A 16,872-nucleotide genomic window follows, 5' to 3' on the forward strand; every position below is an offset into this window, starting at 1 on the left:
TGTATCAGGCTACCCTTCCGTATCTAGGACTGCCGACATGGACGAGACTTTACTCAGCTCTCGCAACCTCGCCTTCGAACTCTACGAAGTCCTCGACGCCGAGGCCCTGATCCAGCGCCCACGCTTCGCCGAGCACAGCCGCGAAACCTTCGACGCTGCCCTGACCACCGCGCGCACCATCGCCGAAAAGTTCTTCGCCCCGCACAACCGCAAGGCCGACGAAAACGAGCCGCGCTACGTGGACGGCCGCGCCGAGCTGATCCCCGAGGTGAAACCCGCTGTCGAGGCCTTCCTCGAAGCCGGCTTCCTCAACGCCAACCGCGACTTCGAGGTCGGCGGCATGCAGCTGCCCAGCCTGGTCTCGCAAGCCTGCTTCGCCCACTTCCAGGCCGCCAACGCCGGCACCACGGCCTACCCGTTCCTGACCATGGGCGCGGCCAACCTGATCGAGAGCTTCGGCAGCGATGAACAGAAACGCCTGTTCCTGCAGCCGATGATCGAAGGCCGCTACTTCGGCACGATGGCCCTGACCGAACCTCACGCCGGCTCGTCACTGGCCGATATCCGCACCCGCGCCGAACCTGCCGGTGACGGCAGCTACCGGCTCAAGGGCAACAAGATCTTCATCTCCGGCGGTGATCACGAGCTGTCGGAAAACATCGTGCACATGGTGCTGGCCAAGCTGCCGGATGCACCGCCCGGCGTGAAGGGCATCTCACTGTTCATCGTGCCCAAGTACCTGGTCAACGAAGATGGCAGCCGTGGCCCGCGCAACGATGTGCTACTGGCCGGTCTGTTTCACAAGATGGGCTGGCGCGGCACCACCTCGACTGCACTTAACTTCGGTGACAATGGCCAGTGCGTCGGCTACCTGGTCGGCCAGCCGCATCGCGGCCTGGCGTGCATGTTCCAGATGATGAACGAGGCACGCATCGGCGTTGGCATGGGCGCAGTGATGCTCGGCTACGCCGGCTACTTGTATTCGCTGGAGTACGCCCGCCAGCGCCCGCAGGGGCGGTTGGCGGACAACAAAGATCCGCAAAGCCCGGCGGTGCCAATCATCGAACACACTGATGTGAAACGCATGCTGCTGACGCAGAAAGCCTACGTCGAAGGCGCCTTCGACCTCGGCCTGTACGCAGCGCGGCTGTTCGACGACACCCACACCGGCAGCGACGAAAATGCCCGCAACCAGGCGCAGGAGTTGCTCGACCTGCTGACCCCGATCGTAAAGTCCTGGCCCTCGACGTTCTGCCTGAAGGCCAACGAACTGGCGATCCAGGTTCTCGGCGGCCATGGCTACACCCGCGAATACCCGGTTGAACAGTATTACCGCGATAACCGCCTGAACCCGATCCACGAGGGTACCGAGGGCATCCAGTCGCTCGACCTGCTCGGCCGCAAGCTGGTACAGAACAATGGCGCCGGCCTCAAGCAACTGATCCGCCTGATCGCTGCCACCGGCGAGCGCGCCAGCCACCACCCGAACCTCGACCCACTGCGTCAGCCACTGGAGCAACTGGTCAACCGCCTGCAAGGTGTAACCCTGACCCTGCTGGGCGACCTGGCCCAGGGCAAAGTCGCCGGCGCCCTGGCCAACTCGGCCCTGTACCTAAAGGCCTTCGGCCACTGCGTGATCGGCTGGCGTTGGCTGGAACAGGCGATTCATGCCGAGCTTGGCCTGCTCAAGGGCAACCCCGCCGACCGCGAGTTCTACCTTGGCAAGCTCCAGGCCGCACGTTACTTCCTGACCTGGGAAGTACCTGGGTGCCACAATGAACTGGCCTTGCTCGAGGCGCGCGACGACACCTGTCTCGCCATGCAAGACGAGTGGTTCTAGACAGCCTTTGAAGTGCATCACTGAGCACACTTGGCGGGTGATGCCGAACTGCGGGGATTGCGAGCAATAGCGATTCCTGCAGCGACTACCGCAATGCCCAGGTACGTTGTCCAGTGGATCGCGTCGCCGAACATCAACGCAGCCCATAACAACGTCACCGGCGGTTCCAGATAAACCAGCGCCGACACACGCGTCGCCGTCAGCTTGGTCAGCAACATCCACAGGCTCAAATAAGCGATGAATGTCGAGAATAGCGTCAGCCAGGCGACAGCCACCCAGGCCTGGGTGCTGGCAGGCACTTCGATCAAGCCCAACGGCAAGCCTGTAGCGGTGAGCAGAACCAGCGTTGCGGTCGACTGCAGGAACAGAGGCGTCAACAAGCCGTCCTTGCTGTGGTTTGTCTCCATAACCGATTGCCGTCGCTGGTAGAGCGTGGCGATGGACAGGGTAACTGCAGCGATCAGCGGCAGGGCGTACAGCCAGAGCTCAAGCCGGGCCGTCGACAGGCGGTACTCCCCCAGAATGACCACGCTGACACCCGCAAATCCAAGTACAAGCCCCAGCCACTCCTGACGACCACTGCGCTCTCCGTGCCCCCTGCTGCTCATCGATGCCGTGATCAATGGCTGCAAGGCGCAAATGATGGCAGCAATCCCCGCCGGCAGGCCGCCCCGAATGGCAACGTAAACGCTTACCAGGTAGGCAAACTGGGCCAGAAAACCAATCACGGCGTTGTACCTTATCTGCGCCCACGACAGCACACGCAACCGGTGCAGGACAAAGGGCAACAGGCAGATGCAGACCAGCAAGAAACGCCAGAACAGCAGGTTTATGGCACCAGCGTCCTCCGTGCCCAGCCGAGCACCAATGAAGCCGGAACTCCAGGACAGGACAAAGATGACTTGCAGCAGGATCAGATACGGCGTGCTACTCGGCATGTTCACACCTCTCTCTGATACAAATCCTCGAAGGTGATCGGCTCGATGCCCGTGCATGCAAAGTGCCGAGCAGCCGATCGGTACAGAGCCCAACGCAGGCCCAGCCAATTGGGAATGGTCGCAGGTATGCCGTCGTCAGAGGCCAGGTGCCAGAAACGGTTGGAGTCGTCACTGAAGTAGGGGCAGTGGAAGGACAGCACCAGAGACATGCGGCGCCCGCTGAGCACTGGCCGCACACCGTGATACAAGCGGCTGCCATGGATGAACAGGGCATCGCCAGGCTCATCCAGCCTTGCGGTTTCGAAAGTACGGTAGTCCAGGGCATCGAAGTTATCGACAGTGCCATTGTGGAAAAGGAATTCGCCTCCGCTGTAGTCGCAAGGCGCTGACAGCACGATGTTCAGCACGTAATTGGTGCCGTCCGTGTGCCACATGCCCAGTTGTTGCTGCCGCTCGCCAGGCTTGGGGTAGTAATAGTTGATCTGCGAGCGTGCGTTGAGCATGGGGTACGGCACCAGCGGCACGCCGGCTATGCGCGAAACAGCCAGAAGGAATGCGCGACTGAACATCATGTCGTGGATGAACGACGACAGTGCCGTAACACCCCGCGTACGCCGGGAGATGATCCAGTCGCTATCCCCTGCCCCTTCCTCCAGGCGAGCGCAGATCTCCTGCAATACCGCGACACCCTCTGGAGTGAACAACCGATGCACGGTAGCTACGCCGGTGATGGCATCCACCGCGATCTTCGCGTGTGGGCTCTGGGTATAGCCGAGTTGCCCCAATGTCCGGGTGTCCGTGACAGTCGGCCCTGGTCGCCGAAGCAAATCGTCCCGCCAGGCTATCTGCTCTCCACGGCATAGCGACGAAGCACGCGGTGTGCGCTTCCACGTTGATTTGAGCGCGAGCTTCAAGCGGCCAACGCCGCGCTCGAACAAGGGTAACGTGTCTGAGTGGTTCATGATGTGCAGTCCCCGTTGGTCATCACTACTGGAGGTACTTTGCAATCTGGTAGCGCACCGTGCCGTCCCCACTGGCGAATTCGTCCACCACGCTGCAGTTGCAGTGCCGGGCTCGGATGCGACGGAATTGTTCAGGCGTGTATTTGAGGCAGATGTTGGTCAGCAGATAGCCATGTTGCTGCAGGCGCTGGACTGGCTGCAGCGTAACGGCCACATGGATCGTCTCATCGAGGATTCGCAAACGTACAAGGATGGCTTCATGCTCGCCCGATGGGTCGAAGCCTTGTTGAAGCGCGACCATCCGGGAAAACTGCAGCATGTGGGGGTTGCCATAGAAGGCGAGGATGGGCCGCTCAAGCCCCTCTTCGTAAACCTGCATTTCCGAAAGAATGTAGGTCATGCCACCCGCAAGGTTACGTATCAGTCTCCCCGTGCTCACGGGCAGCTCGTTACCCTCCTGGAAACCAAGCAAGGTGATCAGGGTGAGTTCTTCATCGTGGCGCAAAACATCATGGGTGACGGTGCGATAGTCGGCGGCGATGTAATTGAAGCTGCCATCGGCTTGCACGATGGGACGCACGGCATCGCTCATCGCGGGTTCCGAGGTCTGGTTGATATCGATGGCGGTGTAGCGGATGGAGCTTGAACTCTGGGCTATTCGCCTCAGCAAGCAGGTGCTCTTGATCGGCTCGGGGCCCAGCTCGACGTAGTGCAGTCGGCGCCCACTGCTCAACACCGCCAACCGCTCGGCAACATTGCCGATGACACTTTTCAGCGCACCCTGCCCCCGCGCGTCGGCACAAAGCCCGTCCTCGCCCACGCCTTGTTCATTCAAGGCACGCATGAGCAGAAATATCTCGTGGTTGAAATGATGCCCATCTTCAAGGTAGGGCTCAGGCTGCTCCAGGGTCGAGTACTTCTCATGGTTCTCGACAGTCCACAGCCGCGCATTCTGATACGAGGGGGTGCGCACAAGTGCATCTACAACGAAGTCGTTCAGGCTCATCCGTATCATTCCTTTGCAATTTCGGGGGTAGCTATGCCTTGCCCACACAGTAGGAGGGGGTATAAAGCCTGTACAGTTGATTAAATCGAAGCGCTGGTTCGATCCGGCCAAATCAGGTGGTTCAATGGGGAAAGGCCTCGACATCAACGTACTGAGAACCTTCCAGGCAGTAGCCCGGCTGGGGCGTTTCAAGGATGCCGCCGACTATGTCCATCGCAGCCCGTCGGCGGTGACCACGCAGATCCAGAAGCTGGAGGAGCAGATCGGCCAACAGCTGTTTGCTCGCAGCAACCAGTCCGTCGAGTTGACCCCGGCAGGTCGACACCTGCTGGTTGAGGCGACACGTTTTCTGATGGCCCATGACAGGTTGCTGGCTACGCTGTCGCCACAGCAAATGACCGGCAAGGTACGTCTTGGGGTACCAGACGGATATGCAGCCAGCCTCATGAGTGATTTCCTGCCAGTTTTCGTCGCCAGCAATCCGAAGCTGGAACTGGAAGCCGTAGCTCGGTCCAGCGCAGAACTCGTCGACCTGTTTGCGCGACAGCGCCTGGACTTGGCAGTGGCGGTCAGCAGCGAAGCATGGGAGCAAGGGGAGTGGCTTCGCTCGACCAGGCCTCGTTGGGCCGCAGCTCCAGGGTTCCAGCACGACCCTGATCGTCCCTTGCCACTGGCCCTGCAATTGAAGGGCTGCCCGTACCGAGAGGCGGCATTGCAGGCACTGAAGACGCATGGCATTGCGTACCGCATCCTGCTGGAGAGCGCCAACTGGCATGCGGTGCTGGCCTGCATGAGAAGCGGCTTGGCAGTTGGTATTGTCGAGGGGCTGGACAGTGGTGATACATCACTTGCGTACGTGGAAGGCATGGGCTTCCCCGAGCTCCCCGAGCACCACGTCTACCTGCTGACGGACACCTCTCACCATGTCGCGTCGCATCTGAACGATATCTTGAAAGCCGCCATTCAGAAGGATGGGCCTGCAACACCTGGCCCCTGCTGATCTCACTTTATTTCCTGACCCGGGAAGTGCCTGGCTGCCATAATGAGCTGGCATTGCTCGAGGCGCGCGACGATCCTGCCTCGCCATGCAGGATGGGTGGTTCTAGGGGGAGCCACCGTGTACACGGAGGCTTCCACATGTTCGATACCAGCGCCCTGCTGCGCCAGCGCTTTGCCGCACTGCGCAGTACGGCCGAGTTGTTTTCCCTGCGCCATGTGAAACAGTCGCACCAGGCGCTGTCGGTTCGCCGCAACGTCGCGGAACCACCCTTCTTCACCCAGGACGAGGGCGCCATACTCACCGTGCGGGTGAATGGCGTGGAAGCCTATGCCGCCACCGCCGACCTGTCCCAGGCCGGCCTGCAGCGCGCGCTGGAGCATGCCGAGGCACTGGCCCGGCAGATCGCCAGGTACAACCTGCTGGACCTGCGCGAGCAACCGGTGACCAGCGCACGCCACGACCACATCTCGCCCAACTTCGATCAGCCCGTGCCCAACCTCGCCGACTGCCTTGGCCTGCTCGCTGCCGAATCGGCCAGCGTGCCCAGGGACAGCCGCCTTGTGGACTGGCAGGCCAGCCTGGGCCTGAGCCTGGTCGAGCAGACCTACCTGAACTCGGCCGGCGCCGAGCTGCGCCATGCCCAGCGCTTCCTGTTCCCGGGCCTGAGCGTTACCGCCAGCGACGGCCAGGACAGCCAGAACCGCAGCCTGGGCCGCGACAACTTCGGCCAGCAGGGCGGCTTCGAGATCATCGAGCGCAGCGGCCTGGTCGGCGCTGCCCGCCGAGTGGCTGACGAGGCGCTGCAGCTGCTGCTGGCGCCGAACACCCCCAGCGGCCCACGCGACCTGCTGTTGATGCCGGACCAGATGATGCTGCAGATTCACGAATCCATCGGCCACCCGCTGGAGATGGACCGCATTCTCGGCGACGAGCGCAACTATGCCGGCACCAGCTTCGTCAAGGCCGATGACTTCGGCCACCTGCAATACGGCTCCGCGCTGCTCAACGTGACCTTCGACCCGACCATAGGCGAAGAGCTGGCCAGCTACAGCTTCGATGATGACGGCACCCCGGCCAGCAAGCAGTTCTTGATCCGCGATGGCCTGCTGCTGCGCCCGCTGGGGGGTGCGCTGTCGCAGTTCCGCTCCGGCCTGGACGGTGTGGCCAACAGCCGTGCCTGCGGTTGGAACCGTGCACCGATCGACCGCATGGCCAATCTCAACATCGAGCCGGGCGACCAGAGCCTGGATCAACTGGTGAAGGGCATCGAACACGGCATCCTGATGCGCACCAACCGCTCCTGGTCCATCGACGATGCGCGCAACAAGTTCCAGTTCGGCTGTGAATGGGGCCAGTTGATCGAAAACGGCGAGCTCAAGGGTATCGTCAAGAACCCCAACTACCGCGGCATTTCCGCGCAGTTCTGGCGCAACCTGGCGGCGGTCGGCGACAGCAGCACCTTCCAGGTGCTGGGCACGCCCAATTGCGGCAAGGGCGAACCCAACCAGGTGGTGCGGGTCGGCCACGCCTCACCGGCCTGCGTGTTCCGCCAGATCGACGTATTCGGAGGAGATGCCTGATGAAACACGCTTTCGAAACCCTGGTCGGGGATGTGCGCAAAGCCCTGCAGGCGGGCGAACAGTTCACCCTGGGCTACAGCGCCGAACAGTCGCAATTCGTGCGTTTCAACCATGCCAAGGTGCGCCAGGCCGGCACCGTGAACCAGGCCGGGGTGCAACTGCGGCTGATCCGCGCTGGCCGCCAGGCAGAGCAACAGGTGACCTTGAGTGGTGACACGCAACTGGATAGCCAGCGCCTGTTCACGGCCCTGGAGCAGCTGCGCCAGACCTTGCCACTGCTTGCGGTCGATCCGTACCTTCGCCTGGACGAAGGCGCCTGGCACAGCCACAGCCAGCAGGAGCAGCGGCTGCCCGAACTGAGCGATGTGCTGACGCTGCTCGAGCGCGAAGCCGGCGATCTGGACCTTGTTGGCATCTACGCCGCCGGCCCCATCTGCCGGGGCTTCGCCAGCTCGTTCGGGGCGTTCGGTTGGCACCAGGCCAACAGCTTCAACTTCGACTGGAGCCTGTTCCACGAAAACGGCGAGGCGGTGAAGGCCAATTATGCCGGGCAAGTGTGGAGCGCCGACGACTTCACCGCACGCCTGCGCCAGGCGCGGGAACAGCTGGGCTTCCTTGGCCGCCCGGCAGTCACCCTGAAGCCCGGCAGCTACCGCGCCTACCTGGCTCCGGCGGCCGTGGACGAAATAGCCGGCATGCTGTGCTGGGGCGGGTTTTCCGCACAGGCCCTGGCCACTGGCAACAGCGCCTTGCAGCGCCTGTACAACGGCGATGCACGGCTGAGCCCGCTGGTGAGTTTCACCGAACAGGTCAGCGGCTCGCTGAGCCCGGCGTTTTCCGATGAAGGCTCGCCGCGCCTGGATGTGGCATTGATCCAGCAAGGCGAGGCCCGGCAGCGATTGATCAGTGCGCGCAGTGCGGCCGAGTTCGAGTTGCTGGCCAATGGCGCCGATAGTTACGAGTCGCCGTGTGCGCTCAGCCTGGCGGCAGGTAGCCTGCCCAGCGAGCAGATCCTGGAGCGGCTCGGTACCGGGCTGTACATCAGCAACCTGTGGTACCTGAACTATTCCGACCTGCCGGCAGCACGCATGACCGGGCTGACCCGCTTCGCCACCTTCTGGGTGGAGGATGGGCAGATACAGGGCCCGGTGAGCACCATGCGCTTCGATGACAGCCTGTACAGTTTGCTCGGCAGCCAGCTGGAAGACCTGACCAAGGAGCGCGAGATGATTCTGTCGACCAGTACCTATGGACAGCGCAGTACCGGATCGAGTCATTTGCCAGGTGCACTGGTCAAAGGCCTGACCCTGACATTGTGACTGGACTCGCCGGCCCTTTCGCGGCTAAAGCCGCTCCCACAGGATCTCCACTGCCCTTGAATGTGGTGATATCCCTGTGGGAGCGGGTTCACCCGCGAAGAGGCCGGCACTGACAAACGAGGATGTCATGCCCGAACGCACCCCGCTGGACCCTGTCACCGCCCGCTGGATCCCCTGGGTGGTGGCCATCGCCTTCTTCATGCAGTCCCTTGACGGCACCATCCTCAACACTGCGCTGCCGGCCATGGCCCGCTCGCTGGCCGAAGACCCGCTGCGCATGCAGGGCGTGATCATTGCCTACATGCTCACCGTGGCCCTGCTGATCCCCGCCTCAGGCTGGATCGCCGACCGCTTCGGCACCAAGCGCATCTTCTTCAGCGCCATCCTGCTGTTCAGCTTCGGCTCGCTGCTGTGCGCCGCCGCCAACAGCCTCGGTTTCCTGATCTTCGCCCGCGTCGTACAGGGCTTGGGCGGGGCGCTGATGCTGCCGGTCGGGCGGCTGGTGGTCCTGCGGGCCTACCCGCGCACCGAGCTGGTGCGCATCATGAGCTTCATCACCATCCCCGGCCTGCTCGGGCCACTACTGGGCCCTACGGTTGGCGGCTGGCTGGTGGAAATTCTGAGCTGGCACTGGATCTTCCTGCTCAACCTGCCGGTCGGCCTGATCGGCTGCTACGCCGTGTGGAAGTTCATCCCCGACCTGCGCGGCGCCGAGCGCACCACGTTCGATGGCCCCGGGTTCCTGCTGTTTGGTGCAGCGATGGTATTGATCACCATCGCCATGGAAGGCCTGGGCGAACTGCACCTGCCGCACTTGCGGGTAATGTTGCTGCTGTTCGCCGGCATGGCCTGCCTGGCGGCCTACTGGCTGCGCGCCGGGCGCGACCCAGAGCCGCTGTTCTCGCCCAGCCTGTTTCGCGTACGCACCTTTGCCATCGGTATTCTAGGCAACTTGTTCGCCCGCCTGGGCAGCGGCGCCTTGCCGTTCCTGGTGCCGCTGCTGCTGCAAGTGGCGCTGGGCTACTCGCCGGCCCAGGCCGGCATGAGCATGATCCCGCTGGCGGCTGCGGCGATGCTGGCCAAGTCCATTGCCCGGCCGCTGATCGAACGCTTTGGCTACCGCATCATCCTCACCGGCAACACCCTACTGCTGGGTCTTCTGCTGGCCAGCCTGGGGCTGGTGGACGAGCAGACGCCCTATTGGCTGCTACTGGTACAACTCGGTCTACTGGGCGCGGTGAACTCCATGCAGTTCACCGCGATGAACACGGTGACCCTGATCGACCTCGACGACGCCAGCGCCAGCAGCGGCAACAGCTTGCTATCAGTGGTCGCGCAGCTGGCCCTGAGCCTGGGCGTGGCGTGTGCGGGTGCATTGCTCGGCGGCTTTACCGCAGCTGGCAGCGCAGACGGCGTGGAAACCACCTTGGGCGCATTCCAACTGACCTTCGTCACCATCGGTGTGATGGCCATGCTGGCCGCGGCGATCTTCCTGCAGCTGTCGCCGACAGACGGAAGGCGTGCCCGTCGTCCGGAACAACACATGGAGTCGTAGGGCGAATGGCCACGAGGCTGGTAGACTGTGCGGCATTTTTCGCTTCGCACCGCAGGCCCGCCTCGTGACCACCGAATCCACCGCCTTTGCCACCTTGCCGCTGTCCACTGCCATGCTGGCCAACCTGGACGCCCTCGGCTATGCCTCGATGACGCCGATCCAGGCCCAGAGCCTGCCGGTCATCCTCAAGGGGCAGGACCTGATCGCCCAGGCCAAGACCGGCAGCGGCAAGACCGCCGCCTTCGGCATCGGCCTGCTCAACCCGATCAACCCACGCTACTTCGGCTGCCAGGCGCTGGTGCTCTGCCCCACCCGCGAGCTCGCCGACCAAGTGGCCAAGGAGCTGCGCCGCCTGGCCCGCGCCGAGGACAACATCAAGATCCTGACCCTGTGCGGCGGCGTTTCGCTGGGCCCGCAGATCGCTTCGCTGGAGCACGGCGCGCACATCATCGTCGGCACCCCGGGGCGCATCCAGCAGCACCTGGACAAGGGCACCCTGGTGCTCGACGGGCTGAACACCCTGGTGCTGGACGAAGCCGACCGCATGCTCGACATGGGCTTCTTCGATGCCATCGCCAGCATCATCGGCAAGACCCCGTCGCGCCGCCAGACCCTGCTGTTCTCGGCCACCTACCCGGCCGGCATCAAGCAACTGGCCGCCGACTTCATGCGCAACCCGCAACAGGTCAAGGTCGAGAGCCTGCATGCCGACAACCAGATCGAGCAGCGCTTCATCGAGATCGACCCGCAACAGCGTCTCGAGGCCGTCACCCGCGTGCTCGGCCACTACCGCCCGCAGTCCTGCGTGGCGTTCTGCTTCACCAAGCAGCAGTGCGAGGATGTGGTCGCCCACCTGACCGCCAAGGGCATCGTTGCCCAGGCCCTGCACGGCGATCTGGAGCAGCGCGACCGCGACCAGGTGCTGACCATGTTCGCCAACCGCAGCAGCTCGGTGCTGGTAGCCACCGACGTGGCGGCGCGCGGCCTGGACATCGATGGTCTGGACATGGTCATCAACGTCGAACTGGCGCGTGATGCGGAAATTCATGTGCACCGTGTCGGCCGCACCGGCCGTGCCGGCGAAAAAGGCATTGCGGTCAGCCTGGTGGCGCCAGCCGAAGGCCACCGTGCCCAGGCCATCGAACAACTGCAGAAGAGCCCACTGCGCTGGGACCAGCTGGACAGCTTGAAGAGCAAAGGTGGCGAGCCGCTGCTGCCGGTGATGAGTACCCTGTGCATCGCTGCCGGGCGCAAGGACAAGCTGCGCCCGGGCGACATCCTCGGGGCGCTGACCGGTGATGCCGGGATCCCGGGCAAACAGGTGGGCAAGATTGCGATCTTCGATTTCCAAGCGTTCGTGGCCGTGGAGCGGGCGCTGGCCAAGCAGGCCATGCAGCGCCTAAACAGCGGCAAGATCAAGGGCCGCTCCCTGAAAGTCCGCATTATCTAAAGCCATGCAAGGTCCCTGTGGGAGCGGGTTTACCCGCGAATGCGATAGTGGGCTCACTGCCGCCTTCGCGGGTGAACCCGCTCCCACAGGGTTCTGTGTTTCTTTCTTATAAGGTTTACACCGTGCACTCCACCGACGTGATCATCCTCGGCGCCGGCGCCGCCGGCCTGATGTGCGCCCAACTCAGCGCCCGACGTGGCCGCCGGGTACTGGTGCTCGACCACGCCAACAAACCGGGCAAGAAGATCCTCATGTCCGGCGGCGGCCGCTGCAACTTCACCAACATGTATACCGAGCCGGGCAACTTCCTCTCGCAGAACGCACACTTCTGCAAGTCGGCCCTGGCGCGCTACACCCAGTGGGACTTCATCGAGTTGGTATGCAAGCATGGCGTGGCCTACCACGAGAAGAAGCTCGGCCAGCTGTTCTGCGACAACAAGGCCAGCGACATTCTCGACATGCTGCTGGCCGAATGCGATGAGGCCGGCGCCGAGATCCGCATGCACACCAACATCGAGCAGATCGAGAAGACCGAAGGCGGCTACCTGCTGCAGACCAGCGGCGGCCAATTCGCCTGTCAGTCGCTGGTGATCGCCACCGGCGGCTTGTCGATCCCGACCCTGGGTGCCACCGGCTTCGGCTACCAGGTGGCCCGCCAGTTCGGTCACACCCTGCTGCCAACACGCGCCGGGCTGGTGCCCTTCACCATCACCGAGCCCCAACTGAAGGCACTGTGCACCGAGCTTTCGGGCACCTCGCTGGACTGCACCGCCAGCTGCAACGGCACCAGCTTCCGCGAGAACCTGCTGTTTACCCACCGCGGCCTCAGCGGCCCGGCAATCTTGCAGATCTCCTCGTTCTGGGAAGCCGGTGACACCGTCGAGATCAACCTGCTGCCTGACCGTGATGCACTGACCTGGCTGCAACAGATGCAGGCCGAGCGCGCCAACGCCGAGCTGAAGACCGTGCTGGGCGAGGTGTTTACCCGCAAGCTGGCCAACCTGTTGGCGGAGCAGTGGTTCGAGTCCAGGCCGATGAAGCAGTACACCCCGGCGGAACTGTCACAGATCGCCGAGAAACTGGCGAACTGGCAGGTGATACCGGCCGGCACCGAGGGTTACCGCACTGCCGAAGTGACCCTGGGCGGCGTGGATACCCGCGAGGTGTCGTCCAAGACCATGGAATCGCTGAAGAGCCCCGGGTTGTATTTCATTGGTGAAGTGCTGGATGTGACCGGCCACCTGGGCGGTTTCAATTTCCAGTGGGCCTGGGCATCGGCCAACGCCGCAGCGCAGTTCGTGTAGAGTAGAATCCATTCAGCAGCACGGAACGCTTCTTGCTGGCCCGTGCTCAGTGTCGGAATCCGGGCCGCTTCGCGCCCCTTCGCGGGCACGCCCGCTCCCACAGAGTTCCGCGTATCCCCTGTGGGAGCGGGCGTGCCCGCGAAGGGGCGCGAAGCGGCCCCGGTAACCGTCTCTGAAAGGTATTTCTCTGATCACTGCCTAGCAGGCCATCATGTCATCGAGCTCGTTCCGTCAGTCACTGCGTCGCCTGTGGGGTCAAGACAAGTTCAGCTACAGCATCCGGGTCACCATCGCCCTCACCGGCAGCCTGGCCCTGTGCTGGTACCAGAACGAAATGGCCCTGCTGATTCCGCTGTTTCTCGGCATCATCGCCAGCGCACTGGCCGAAACCGATGACAGCTGGCAGGGCCGCCTCAGCGCCCTGGCCGTCACCCTGGTGTGTTTTGCCATCGCCGCGCTGGCCGTCGAACTGCTGTTCCCCTACCCGTGGGTATTCGTCATTGCCCTGGCCTTGGCGGCCTTCGGCCTGACCATGCTCGGTGCCCTGGGCGAGCGTTATGGCGCCATCGCTTCAGCGACCTTGATCACTGCGGTGTACACCATGATCGGCGTGGACCAGCGCGGCGGCCAGGTCACCGACTTCTGGCACGAACCGCTGTTGCTGGTGACGGGTGCAGCCTGGTACGGGCTGCTGTCGGTGCTGTGGCAGGCGCTGTTTTCCAACCAGCCGGTGCAGCAGAGCCTGGCCAAGCTGTTCTTCGAGCTAGGCAGCTACCTCAAGCTCAAGGCCAGCCTGTTCGAACCCATCCGCACCCTTGACGTCGAAGCCCGGCGCCTGGAACTGGCCCAGCAGAACGGCAGGGTGGTGGCGGCGCTCAACGCGGCCAAGGAAATCATCCTGCATCGGGTGGGCAACAGCCAGCCGAACTCCAAGGTCAGCCGCTACCTCAAGCTGTACTTCCTGGCCCAGGACATCCATGAACGGGTCAGTGCTTCGCACTATCCCTACAACGCGCTGACCGAGGCTTTTTTCCACAGCGACGTGATGTTCCGCTGCCAGCGCCTGCTGCGTAAACAGGGTTCTTCCTGCCAGGAACTGGCCCGCTCTATCCGTCTGCGCCAGCCGTTCGTGCTGGCCAGCGGTTACCCCGAAGCCCTCGAGGACCTTAACGCCTCGCTGGAACACCTGCGCATGCAGAACAACCCGGCCTGGCGCAGCCTGCTGCGCTCGCTGCGGGCGCTGGCCGTCAATCTGGCGACGCTGGACCGCCTGCTCAGCGCTGCCGGCAACCCGGACAGCCTGGCCGATGCCAGCGACAGCAGCCTGCTCGACCGCTCGCCGCGTTCGCTGAAGGATGTATGGAGCCGTCTGCGTACTCAGCTGACACCGACCTCGCTGCTGTTCCGCCATGCCCTGCGCCTGCCACTGGCGTTGTCGATCGGCTATGGCATGGTGCACCTGATCCACCCGACCCAGGGCTACTGGATAATCCTGACCACGTTGTTCGTATGCCAGCCCAACTACGGTGCGACCCGGCGCAAGCTGGTACAGCGCATAATCGGTACCGCCGTCGGCCTGACGGTGGGCTGGGCGTTGTTCGACCTGTTCCCCAACCCGATCATCCAGTCGCTGTTCGCCGTGGTCGCCGGGGTGGTGTTCTTCGTCAACCGTACCACCCGCTACACCTTGGCCACGGCCGCGATCACCCTGATGGTGCTGTTCTGCTTCAACCAGATCGGCGATGGCTATGGCCTGTTCCTGCCGCGCCTGTTCGACACCCTGGTCGGTAGCCTGATCGCCATCCTCGCGGTGTTCCTGTTCCTCCCCGACTGGCAGGGGCGACGGCTGAACAAGGCGCTGGCCAACACCCTGGCCTGCGCCAGCGTGTACCTGCGGCAGATCATGCAGCAGTATGCCCACGGCAAGCGCGACGACTTGGCCTACCGCCTTGCCCGACGCAACGCACACAACGCCGATGCGGCGCTGTCCACCACCCTGGCCAACATGCTGATGGAGCCGGGGCACTTCCGGAAGGAAGCCGACGTCGGCTTCCGCTTCCTGGTTTTGTCGCATACCTTGCTCAGCTACCTCTCGGGACTGGGCGCGCACCGCGACACGGCCCTGCCGGCGGAGGTGCAGGAGCAGTTGATCGAAGGTGCCGGGCAAAGCCTGGCCAGCAGCCTGGACGAGATAGCCAACGGCCTGGCCGCGCGGCTGCCGGTGGCGATTCACAGTGATGCCGAAGAGGCGCTGGCCAATGCCCTGGAGCAGATGCCGGAAGAGCTGGATGAGCATCAGCGGCTGGTGCAGACGCAGTTGGCGTTGATCTGCCGGCAGTTGGGGCCGCTGCGGACCTTGGCCGCGCATTTGATCAAGGAAGGTGCACCGGCCTGAATGCATTGTTACCTGCTCTGGCCTCTTCGCGGGTAAACCCGCTCCCACAGGAACCCTACAAGTTTCGGGATCTATGTAATACCTGTGGGAGCGGGTTTACCCGCGAAGAGGCCGGCACAGGCCGCAGCATCAAAAGCCATGCTGACGCATGAGCCGCGCATAGCTGCCATCCGCCTTCATCGCCGCGATCGCCTGCTCGAACCGCTCGACAATCCGCGCATGCTCCGGGTGCTTCAGGCTGACCAGGATATGCAAGGTGTTCTCTGCCAACGGCGGTTCCACCAGCATCACTCCATCGCGCACTTCCGGCAGCTCGCGCTGCAAGTTGTAACGGGCCACGTACTCGTCTTCCACCGCCAGGCCCACCCGCCCCGCCGCCAGCATGCGTACCGCAGAGGAAAAGTTGCGCACCGCCACCTTGTGCAGGCGGGTGTCGCGGTCGAACTCGGGTGAATAGGCGTAATCACGCACCACAGCAATACTGTAGGGGTACAAGTCAGACTGGCGCTTGTAGCTAAACGCCTCGTCCTTACGCTGCAGCAGGCGAATACGGTTGACCAGGTAGGCTTTGGAAAATTGCCCGATGCTGGCGCGCGAGTCGTTGTACCAGGCGTTGATCAACACGTCGTAACGCCCCTCGTTCACCCCCCGCAGGGCCCGCGCCCACGGTGCCTCTTCTACCCCACTGGTGTAGCCGGCCCGGGCCAGTGCCGCGGTGACGATACTGGTCGCCAGGCCACCGCCCGGCATGCTGGCATCGGTGAATGGCGGCCAGTTGTCGGCAACCAGGCGTAGCGTTTCGCGCCCCGGGGCGGGCGTTGCAAGCATCATTGCCAACAATCCCAGAACACAAAGCAGTGGCCGCATGCTCACGTCCTTTCGCAATGGAAGGCACACACTGCCGACGAGATTACACAAAGCAGTGGCCGAGGGCAGCGGCCAATAGTGTCATTTAGCCTCTATTTTGGCCGTGACACATACATCATGCGATGATCGACGGCTCACTCAAGGAGTTCGCGCCAATGTCAATCGACTGGCTCTGCAAGCACCACACCGATCTCAGCAAGGACCAGCTGTACGCCATTCTGCAATTACGCACTGAAGTGTTCGTGGTCGAGCAACGCTGCGCCTACCAGGAAGTCGATGGCCAGGACCTGACCGGCGATACCCTGCACTTGATGGGCTGGCAGGAGGACAAGCTGGTGGCCTACCTGCGCTTGCTTGACCCGCAATCCCAGGGTGGGGATGTGGTGATCGGGCGAGTGGTGACTTCAGCTGAGGCACGTGGGCTGAAGCTGGGGCACACCTTGCTGCTGAAGGGGCTGGAGGCAGCGGAGCATTGCTGGCCTGGGGTTCCGGTTTATCTGTCGGCGCAGGCGCATTTGCAGGGGTTCTATGCCCGGCATGGGTTCGAGGCGGTGGGCGAGGAATATCTGGAGGACGATATTCCGCATATCGGGATGCGCAAGGGCTGAGTTAACCGCTATCCCTGTGGGAGCGGGCTTGCCCGCGAATCAGGCACC

The 16,872-nt window shown here is 63.2% G+C and carries 13 protein-coding genes and 1 pseudogene; 10 read left to right on the forward strand and 4 right to left on the reverse strand.

All coding sequences use genetic code 11. The annotated features are described in order from the left end of the window. The first annotated feature begins 37 nt into the window (after positions 1-37). A complete protein-coding gene (locus JV551A3_RS28585; protein WP_133975834.1) occupies positions 38-1,840 on the forward strand; it encodes an acyl-CoA dehydrogenase in 1,803 nt (600 codons plus the stop codon). Positions 1,841-1,857: 17 nt separating this feature from the next. Here the strand turns inward: JV551A3_RS28585 and JV551A3_RS28590 are convergent, their stop codons facing one another. Genes JV551A3_RS28590 through JV551A3_RS28600 form a run of 3 tightly spaced genes read right to left on the reverse strand, consistent with a single transcriptional unit; the run spans position 1,858 to position 4,746 of the window. Further along, a complete protein-coding gene (locus tag JV551A3_RS28590; protein ID WP_133975836.1) occupies positions 1,858-2,778 on the reverse strand; it encodes a DMT family transporter in 921 nt (306 codons plus the stop codon). 2 nt (positions 2,779-2,780) lie between these two features. Continuing rightward, entirely contained in the window at positions 2,781-3,740 is a 960-nt protein-coding gene (locus JV551A3_RS28595; RefSeq protein WP_133975838.1) for a 2OG-Fe(II) oxygenase, read from the reverse strand. Between the two features lie 25 nt (positions 3,741-3,765). Beyond that, a complete protein-coding gene (locus JV551A3_RS28600) occupies positions 3,766-4,746 on the reverse strand; it encodes a hypothetical protein (protein WP_133975840.1) in 981 nt (326 codons plus the stop codon). Between the two features lie 124 nt (positions 4,747-4,870). Here JV551A3_RS28600 and JV551A3_RS28605 point away from each other — a divergent pair, with 124 nt between their 5' ends. The 8 genes and pseudogenes from JV551A3_RS28605 (at position 4,871) to yccS (ending at position 15,349) form a co-directional block, all read left to right on the forward strand. Beyond that, positions 4,871-5,746, forward strand: a complete 876-nt coding sequence (locus tag JV551A3_RS28605) for a LysR family transcriptional regulator (RefSeq protein ID WP_133975864.1) — start codon at positions 4,871-4,873, stop codon at positions 5,744-5,746. A gap of 8 nt (positions 5,747-5,754) precedes the next feature. Continuing rightward, positions 5,755-5,852: pseudogene (locus JV551A3_RS31495) on the forward strand (hypothetical protein); the annotation flags it as partial. 31 nt (positions 5,853-5,883) lie between these two features. Beyond that, the gene (locus JV551A3_RS28610; RefSeq protein ID WP_133975842.1) at positions 5,884-7,326 is read left to right on the forward strand and encodes a TldD/PmbA family protein; all 1,443 of its coding nucleotides are present in this window, start codon (positions 5,884-5,886) and stop codon (positions 7,324-7,326) included. Further along, positions 7,326-8,645, forward strand: coding sequence for a TldD/PmbA family protein (locus JV551A3_RS28615; protein ID WP_133975844.1), 1,320 nt, complete (start codon positions 7,326-7,328; stop codon positions 8,643-8,645). The genes JV551A3_RS28610 and JV551A3_RS28615 overlap by 1 nt, the downstream gene beginning before the upstream one ends. Before the next feature lie 127 nt (positions 8,646-8,772). Beyond that, positions 8,773-10,200 (forward strand): multidrug transporter subunit MdtD, encoded by a 1,428-nt coding sequence (mdtD, locus tag JV551A3_RS28620; protein WP_112249395.1) that lies wholly within the window; start codon positions 8,773-8,775, stop codon positions 10,198-10,200. Positions 10,201-10,312: 112 nt separating this feature from the next. Next, the gene (gene dbpA / locus JV551A3_RS28625; RefSeq protein WP_235874650.1) at positions 10,313-11,650 is read left to right on the forward strand and encodes an ATP-dependent RNA helicase DbpA; all 1,338 of its coding nucleotides are present in this window, start codon (positions 10,313-10,315) and stop codon (positions 11,648-11,650) included. A gap of 122 nt (positions 11,651-11,772) precedes the next feature. Further along, the gene (locus JV551A3_RS28630) at positions 11,773-12,954 is read left to right on the forward strand and encodes a BaiN/RdsA family NAD(P)/FAD-dependent oxidoreductase (protein WP_133975848.1); all 1,182 of its coding nucleotides are present in this window, start codon (positions 11,773-11,775) and stop codon (positions 12,952-12,954) included. A 211-nt stretch (positions 12,955-13,165) separates the two neighbouring features. After that, entirely contained in the window at positions 13,166-15,349 is a 2,184-nt protein-coding gene (gene yccS, locus JV551A3_RS28635) for a YccS family putative transporter (RefSeq protein WP_133975850.1), read from the forward strand. Between the two features lie 129 nt (positions 15,350-15,478). Here the strand turns inward: yccS and JV551A3_RS28640 are convergent, their stop codons facing one another. Continuing rightward, a complete protein-coding gene (locus JV551A3_RS28640; protein ID WP_133975852.1) occupies positions 15,479-16,216 on the reverse strand; it encodes a substrate-binding periplasmic protein in 738 nt (245 codons plus the stop codon). A gap of 155 nt (positions 16,217-16,371) precedes the next feature. On the opposite strand from JV551A3_RS28640, the gene JV551A3_RS28645 reads away from it, so the two are divergent. Next, on the forward strand, positions 16,372-16,824 hold the full coding sequence (locus tag JV551A3_RS28645) for a GNAT family N-acetyltransferase (protein WP_133975854.1): 453 nt from the start codon (positions 16,372-16,374) through the stop codon (positions 16,822-16,824). The last annotated feature ends 48 nt before the right edge of the window (positions 16,825-16,872 follow it).

This window comes from Pseudomonas inefficax, assembly GCF_900277125.1.
Lineage (GTDB): Bacteria > Pseudomonadota > Gammaproteobacteria > Pseudomonadales > Pseudomonadaceae > Aquipseudomonas > Aquipseudomonas inefficax.

Coding starts and splice junctions, on each gene's coding strand:
- dbpA (WP_235874650.1), top strand. CDS start 10,313: ATGCTGGCCAACCTGGACGCCCTCGGCTATGCCTCGATGACGCCGATC.
- yccS (WP_133975850.1), top strand. CDS start 13,166: ATGTCATCGAGCTCGTTCCGTCAGTCACTGCGTCGCCTGTGGGGTCAA.
- JV551A3_RS28595 (WP_133975838.1), bottom strand. CDS start 3,740: ATGAACCACTCAGACACGTTACCCTTGTTCGAGCGCGGCGTTGGCCGC.
- JV551A3_RS28600 (WP_133975840.1), bottom strand. CDS start 4,746: ATGAGCCTGAACGACTTCGTTGTAGATGCACTTGTGCGCACCCCCTCG.
- JV551A3_RS28590 (WP_133975836.1), bottom strand. CDS start 2,778: ATGCCGAGTAGCACGCCGTATCTGATCCTGCTGCAAGTCATCTTTGTC.
- JV551A3_RS28585 (WP_133975834.1), top strand. CDS start 38: ATGGACGAGACTTTACTCAGCTCTCGCAACCTCGCCTTCGAACTCTAC.
- JV551A3_RS28640 (WP_133975852.1), bottom strand. CDS start 16,216: ATGCGGCCACTGCTTTGTGTTCTGGGATTGTTGGCAATGATGCTTGCA.
- JV551A3_RS28605 (WP_133975864.1), top strand. CDS start 4,871: ATGGGGAAAGGCCTCGACATCAACGTACTGAGAACCTTCCAGGCAGTA.
- mdtD (WP_112249395.1), top strand. CDS start 8,773: ATGCCCGAACGCACCCCGCTGGACCCTGTCACCGCCCGCTGGATCCCC.
- JV551A3_RS28610 (WP_133975842.1), top strand. CDS start 5,884: ATGTTCGATACCAGCGCCCTGCTGCGCCAGCGCTTTGCCGCACTGCGC.
- JV551A3_RS28615 (WP_133975844.1), top strand. CDS start 7,326: ATGAAACACGCTTTCGAAACCCTGGTCGGGGATGTGCGCAAAGCCCTG.
- JV551A3_RS28645 (WP_133975854.1), top strand. CDS start 16,372: ATGTCAATCGACTGGCTCTGCAAGCACCACACCGATCTCAGCAAGGAC.